The sequence below is a fragment of the Microcystis sp. M113S1 genome, assembly GCF_020246945.1.
Classification (GTDB): domain Bacteria; phylum Cyanobacteriota; class Cyanobacteriia; order Cyanobacteriales; family Microcystaceae; genus Microcystis.
Genome location: NZ_JADBSA010000400.1, coordinates 1 through 6,969, shown reverse-complemented (window position 1 = coordinate 6,969; position 6,969 = coordinate 1). Strand labels below are relative to the sequence as shown.

The 6,969-nt window shown below is 41.5% G+C and carries 5 protein-coding genes; 2 read left to right on the top strand and 3 right to left on the bottom strand.

Translation table 11 applies throughout. From position 1 onward, the window contains the following. A partial coding sequence (locus tag IM319_RS20290) for a helix-turn-helix domain-containing protein (protein ID WP_287736716.1) occupies window positions 1-250 on the bottom strand: 250 nt, incomplete at its 3' end. Between the two features lie 91 nt (window positions 251-341). Between IM319_RS20290 and IM319_RS20285 the strand changes: the two genes are divergently transcribed. Then, entirely contained in the window at window positions 342-2,420 is a 2,079-nt protein-coding gene (locus IM319_RS20285) for a caspase family protein (protein ID WP_287736715.1), read from the top strand. 75 nt (window positions 2,421-2,495) lie between these two features. After that, on the top strand, window positions 2,496-4,136 hold the full coding sequence (locus IM319_RS20280; RefSeq protein ID WP_286825066.1) for a DUF6930 domain-containing protein: 1,641 nt from the start codon (window positions 2,496-2,498) through the stop codon (window positions 4,134-4,136). Window positions 4,137-4,192: 56 nt separating this feature from the next. Here IM319_RS20280 and IM319_RS20275 read toward each other — a convergent pair whose 3' ends face one another. After that, entirely contained in the window at window positions 4,193-4,372 is a 180-nt protein-coding gene (locus IM319_RS20275; RefSeq protein WP_287736717.1) for a DUF1156 domain-containing protein, read from the bottom strand. A 91-nt stretch (window positions 4,373-4,463) separates the two neighbouring features. After that, window positions 4,464-6,422: an ATP-dependent nuclease gene (locus IM319_RS20270; RefSeq protein ID WP_287736714.1), complete on the bottom strand. Its 1,959-nt coding sequence runs from the start codon at window positions 6,420-6,422 to the stop codon at window positions 4,464-4,466. Between the last annotated feature and the right edge of the window lie 547 nt (window positions 6,423-6,969).

Sequence of the window (6,969 nt, the reverse complement as noted above, 5' to 3'; positions counted from 1 at the left end):
GGTGTCTTAACCCTTGTTGTAAAGGTACACAACTAACTTCGTTTAAAAAGTCGAATGCTTCTTGCTTTTTCCAGTCGGTTAGCATTGAAGAGGTTTCAGTATATCCTACTCTTTCTTGCTTTTCGTACCATGCTTTTGTTCTGAGATGGAGAGCTTTATTGTAAACTAATCTTACACAGCCCAAAGTGCGCCGCAATAGCGACTCTTGTTCGGGTGTGGGGTAAAATCGGTAAGAATATGCTTTTTCCATGTCTCACATTCTGGCATATATCGTGTAAATGCGCTAGTATTTAACGGTAAAGCCGTCGTAGAACGACGGGGTTTCAGACCCAAAATTTTCGATGAACATAACTAGGCGAGAATTGATCCAGCAGACAGGTTGGGGGTTGCTGACTTTGGCGATTAGTCAAGGGACAGTTAACCGTCATTTGGCTGTTCTCGCCGCCCCTAATCCCAGAAAATTGGCTCTTTTAGTCGGTATTGACCAGTATGGGGCGAATATTCCGCCGCTGCCCGGTTGTCTTACCGATGTGGAGTTACAAAAAGACCTTCTCCGTTATCGTTTTGGCTTTCAGGATGCTGATATAGTGACTTTAACGGGACAAAAAGCCAGTCGAGAAGCGATCGAATTGGCTTTTTTAGAACACCTGATCGCCCAAGCTAAAACGGGGGATGTGGTAATTTTTCACTTTAGCGGTTATGGCAGTGTTGGGGCCCGAAAAGAGGTTTTTATTGCTGCTGATGGGGCAGAAAATGCTCTAATTAAGGAAAATATTTTGCTTTTGGCTCGCTGTCTAGCTACGGATAAGTTTAGCTTGATTTTTGATAGTAGTCATCTTCCCCAAAATCGTCCCTATCTCGGTAATCTCCGCGTTCGCTCCTATTCTAGAGCCATTAGTGACCTTAACCCCGCCGAGTTAACTTTCGCTGCCGATATTAAAACCCGTTTTAACCTCAAAAATAAGCCTAGTAACGGCGTTATTCTCGCTGCCGCTAAACCAGAGCAAATCGCCCTGGAATTGAGCGGTAATAGCCCCAATGCTGGCTTATTTACCTATGATCTCACTCAGTATCTCTGGCAAGTTTCCCCCAGTCCGACAATCGCGATCGCTTTTCCCCGTCTCCGCAATCTCGTCGCTAGTCACAGCAGTGAACAACAGCAACCGGCAATCCTAACCAGTAATCAAAAAAATAATTCTGCGGCGCTCTATCATACAAAGCCAGAAAAGTCAAGGGGTGGGGCAGCAATTGTTACAAATCTTATTGACGAGCGCACCCTAGAAGTCAATCTGGTCGGCCTGCCCTTAGAAATCCTAGAAAATTACGGAATTAACTCCTGTTTGAGCTTTATTGAGGCGACTGGGGAGGAAATCAGCCTACAAATTCTCGCCCGTCAGGGTTTAAAAGCCAAAGCCCAGTTATTATCGGCAACCGCCTCCCTAGAAATAGGACAGATTCTAGAGGAAAAATTGCGGGTTTTTCCGAGTCAAATCGGCTTAATCGTCGGTTTGGATAATAACTTAACCCGGATTGAACGGGTAGATGCCACCAGTACCTTTGCCAGTTTGCCCGATGTGGCCGCCGTGGTTAACATTGGCGAACAAGCGGTAGATTGTCTCTTAAGTCGAGTTGGTAGCGAAGAAACTGGCAATTATCAGTTATTATCTCCCAATGGCTCCCTAATTATCGGTAGTTTAGGGGCGGTCAACGAAGCAATTAAATCGGGAATCAAACGACTGCAATCGCAACTAGAAACCCTGCTGGCCTGCAAATTGTGGCACTTGTTGATCAATCAAGAATCCTCCGGTTTAGCCGTCATTGTCACCCTGGAAAGCATTGATAAAATCTATATCTCCCGTCTGCAAACGAAAAAAGCCGTCAATAATAGCAAGGCCAACGATAACGCTAACAATGACTTAATTCTGCCCGTCGGGACAGAAATTCGCTATCAAATTGAGAATCAAGAAGAACAACCCCTCTACGCACTGATCCTTGTCCTCAACAGCGATCGCCAACCGCTTTTATACTGTTCCTGTTCAGAAACCCCCGATAATTTCACCAATTCCAGCCCATTGGCCCCCTTTGTCGTGGCGGCCAAAAGCAAGGCCACCATCCCCAATGACCGCCAAGGGCATTGGAAAATTAGTCAACCCAAGGGCATCAGAGAAAATCTACTGATCCTCAGTCGCCATCCTTTCCCAAAAACCTTTACAATCCTTAATGCTACTCAAAACGTCAAAGGAGAAGCCACCCAACTGCTCACCCTGACTAACCCCCTAGAAATAGCCAGAGCATTCGGTCGCGATCTAAAATTAGATTTAGGTCTAAAAATGGATAGTTCTGGCAGTGTAATTGATGAATACGCCTTTGATCTAGGAACTTGGTCAGGTTTCCGGTTTATTTATCAAGTTATGGACTAAATCGATAGAAAATTCTTATGGAATCCTTGAAAAGAAAAGGTTAAAATCCTAAAACAGCTACCCCTAAATTTCCCGATGAATCTTCTGCCCCGGACCACTCAAAGCCGCCTCAAAAAAATCCCACAAATTCCCAGTGTTTGGGAAGGAGATCGTCGTGCTTTATCCTTATCCGAGAGAATGCCCCGGGCCACCTTAGAACCAAATCAAGAAAGCGGCGGCGAGTGCGTGATCTGGGTGGATGGTAGCGAGGGCTGTGTACGCGCTATGGAAGTAGTTTCCCCTGAAACCGGGCCAGAGGCCATGGTGAGAACCTTAATCCGCGCCATCGAAACACCGCAAAGTCCCGCCCGGCCAGCCAGACCGAAAAAAATTATCGTCCGCGATCGAGAAACACAGTTTTTTCTGCGCGGGGTACTGCAAGATCTGGATATCACCATCGATTATGTCCCCAGTTTGCCCCTGATCGATGATCTCTTTCGTGGATTCGACGAATTCCAAAATAACCGCCCCCCGGCAATTCCTCCCGCTTGGCAGTCCGCTTTAGTGAAAACCGCTCACGAAATTTGGAAAGCTGAACCCTGGTCCTGTTTAGCTGATTACGATATTTTGGAAATTAAGCTCGATCGACCCGATTTCCCGAATCTTTACGCCTGTGTCATGGGAATGCTCGGTCGGGAATACGGAGTCATTCTCTATCGTTCCCTAGAATCCCTCAAACAATTCCGGCAGTCCGCTTTGGCAGAAAAATCGATGGAAAGATTAGAAAAGGCCTTTCTTTCCCAAGATTGCTGGTTTTTAAGCTACGAATTGGCCGATGATGATGAGGACGATGATGAGGATGACTACGATCTAGCCTCGGCTGCCCCCTCCCAAATCCATCCAGTTTTCGGCAGCGTGCATCCCTACGAAGGTATTCGCCCCTATTTAGATGAAGAAGAAGCAATCACGGTATATTTAGCTTTAATGGCTCTGTTGCGCTTTTTTAAAGGCAATCAATCCGCTTTATCCGAAGAACCGATCGGAGAATTACAGCGTCGTTTTCGCATTCCCCTCGATCCCGAACAGGCAAAAGGGGAAACCTTGGCGGTGACGGTGGCCACGATGCCCGATCTATGTGCGGAATTTATGCAACTCTTGGAGGAGGACGACGACGAGGATGAGGATGATGAGGAAGAATCCGTACTCAAGGAGGATTTAGTTCCTGATAATGCACATCTCAGTCTGGGAATGGTTCCCTGGCAATTATTAGATAAAATTCGCAGTCGTCCAAAAATCCATTATCAACCCCAATCCGTACCGACAAAAGGAGAGGGTTTCCCCGTGGTGATGATCCAGACCTCCCGACCGAAAGCCAAGGAAATTATCGAAAAAATCGAACAAGCTGGCGGTTTGGCGGCTATTGGTTTTAACCCCGGCGAAGATCCCCTCGAAGATACCCGTTATGATCTGGGGATTCTGAAAATGGCTAATGGTGATCTCTATCTATTTGGGGAATTCGAGGAAGATGATCCCGACCACCGTAACGCGCGCCGCAATTGGCAAAAACGCATCAAAAATACCGAGGGTTATTGTGGTTTGATTATTGCCATGGGCGTAACCGGTTCCTCCTGCGGTAATCCCCAATTAAACGATATGTTGGCTCTCTATGAGGCAACATCGATCAATAGTAAAGATTTAGACTTGGGAGTTTTGACTCTTATGCCTCACTTCGGTTAATTTGAACGGGCAGCGGCGCAGCTTTTTTTCAGTAATCAGTAATCAGTGAGCAGTAATCAGTAATCAGTTTGCTTGGCAAATTCAGTAATAATTTTGGCCGCATCTTCTCTAAACTCTTGCGGGCAGTTTTCAGCCACCAGATCTGGCCACAACGCCGCACAAATTACCGCCCGACACGCGGCCAGTGGTCGCCTTGCCCACCAGATATGAAGTGTAGAAATATGCCCATGACGAATCGATTTTTACCGCCGCGCATGGGCAGAAATTCGCTTAATGGGTAGGTCAACTTCGATCAGGCGTTTAGGGTAGGTCATGATGGTTAAAATTCTACAATTTGGTTAAAAAATCCCACTCATTAAACCAAGTCGAGCGATCAACAAGATTGAGTAATGAAATAAAATCTTGCTCAATATTGAACTCTATATTATGAGGTTTGGTCACTTGATTAATAATTTCTTGAACATCATTTTTATTAGCCATTTTATAAAATTCACGATTGTCATTGATGGTTATTAAATACCTCCTAAATAGATCATTTAGATTAATATCACTTTCTTTAATAGGATTTTGGTTATTCAAAAAATCCCTTTTACTTAGTTGTTCCCTGACGTTGGCATACCGATGGCAAGTCTCATTAATATATTTATCATCAAGACTCTTTAGCTTTTCTTGCATGATTGTTAAATAATGATTCTCTAGGGATTGTACCAAAGCAGATCGATCAACATTAATATCATCTTTTTTGGCTTCTAGCCATTTTTTTAGTAGATGAGATAACTTGATCAAATCCATTAATAAAATTGACTCAAAAGTATAAGACGGAGTGATATAAGTTGGAATTTTAACATGACTACCCAGTGCTTCAATAAGCTTATCACGGTGATCATCTTCAATAAAATCACGATCAAAGACGAGAAAAGCCTTACTCCAAAGCGTTTCTTGATTTCTAATTAACTGAAAGATCTTTTTATAACTAGGTAAATTCTTAAAAATTTCAGAGAATCCACCCATCACCCAGAAAGAATATTTTTTTGTATTTATACCAATAGTATTCTTTTGTAATAACGTATAAATTGCTTTTGCATCATCCTGACCTTCGACAAAAATGATTTTATCCGCTTCAACTGCATTAATAAAATCTAAACCATTGCTATTCCCTAAAGAACTAATAATAGGATTTAGCGCAGAGGGATAAATTCCTTTAAAGCGTGGCTCTACTAAAAGTTCTTGTCGAGATAAAGCATTATAATTATATTGAGGTCTATTTTCAATATGAAAAAGCTGATGCAGAGGAACCTGACGAATTAGAGTCTCATTATGAGTTGTTAAAAAGATTTGAGTATTTGTCGAAAATCTAAGAACCGTATCGATTAAACGTTTTTGAATATCCCGATGAATATGACTATCAGGCTCATCAAATAAAATTAAGTTTAGGTCTCTAGTTTTTTCCGGTGCGTAAAGATTCAATAAAATAACAATAATTTGTAACGTTCCACTTCCCAATAGAGAAATATCTTTCTCAATATCTCTTGACTCGATTTTATAATAAATCACTGATTTTATATCTTTTTGGATATCACTTTTAGGGAAAAACTCAATTTTTTTATCGCCGTTAAAGAGAATATACGATAAATCTCGAATAAATTTATTGTAAAGATTTTCATTTCGAGTTGTATCATAATAAAGATTGTATAAACGATTACGAACAACTTCAACAGACTCTCTTTTTTGAATAGATTCAATAATTTGTGGACGAGTCACAAATCTCTCCTCAGTTCTAATGGTGGCTACAGGAGAGGCAAAAGATGCACTAATAGGGTTGGAAAAATTTTCAAAAAACTCATTGAATCCTCTAAAGTTATATTGGTTATAATTCAAAAGCTCAATAACATAATTTAAACCAGAGGTCTTGATAGAAAAACCAATTTCTAAATTTATATCTACTTTATTTAAGTTAATAGATAATTCAATAGGAGCAGTTGTATCACGTTGATAAAAAATATCGTCAATATTTGAAGTTCTAACCGTTTTAATAGTTTCGTAAGGAAAATATTTTTCTGTTGTATGACCGAGAATATAATCACCTTTTTTGTATAACTCTTTATATCCTTTGCCCGCTTGTCGAATTAGCTTATTAAAACACTCATGCCAAAGAGCGATCGCCTCTAGCAAATTGGTTTTTCCTGAATTATTAACCCCAGTAAAGACATTAAAATCAGGATCTAGATCTACGGTAACATCTTGAAAAGACTTAAAATTTTTAATCTGAATTTTGCTGATCTTCATTCCCGTTCATCCTGCCGTAGAATTGCCTCTAGTCCAAGCTGATAATGTTCAATGCTTGTAACAGGTTGCCGTCCTAGAGTAACCGCATCTCGAATGACATAAACTTCCGACATCATCCCACAGTTAAACACCCTATAGAGCCAATATTCCCGCTTTAATCGTTCGGCTGTTTTATACTTATCTCTGATGCTAACACAATTTGGAAGTAGGTTAGCCCAATTAAATCTAATTAGGGAGCAGTCTCGTAGATTGGTTTGAGCGAAACAATACTTGGGAGAAAACGTATTAATTCGATTGAAAAAGCGAAACCCAACAACCCCAACGCTTACTGCTTAACTCTCAAAGTAATTAGCTGATAGCATTTTTCTTTATTCGTGGCAGGCATCCTACTCGCCTCTCTCCTTCTGGGCTATCCATTAGTCACATCTTTCTTAACATAAAATTTGACAAAAAGAGAAAAGTGTGCAAGATGGCTCAAGGAGGTTCTATGGGGGGACTAATTTGATGAGATAGTTTCCAAGTCTGGCTGATATCATGTAACCTTCGC

Excerpts from the sequence above, each read along its gene's own strand:
- IM319_RS20285 (WP_287736715.1), top strand. The coding sequence starts at position 342 with ATGAACATAACTAGGCGAGAATTGATCCAGCAGACAGGTTGGGGGTTG.
- IM319_RS20280 (WP_286825066.1), top strand. The coding sequence starts at position 2,496 with ATGAATCTTCTGCCCCGGACCACTCAAAGCCGCCTCAAAAAAATCCCA.
- IM319_RS20270 (WP_287736714.1), bottom strand. The coding sequence starts at position 6,422 with ATGAAGATCAGCAAAATTCAGATTAAAAATTTTAAGTCTTTTCAAGAT.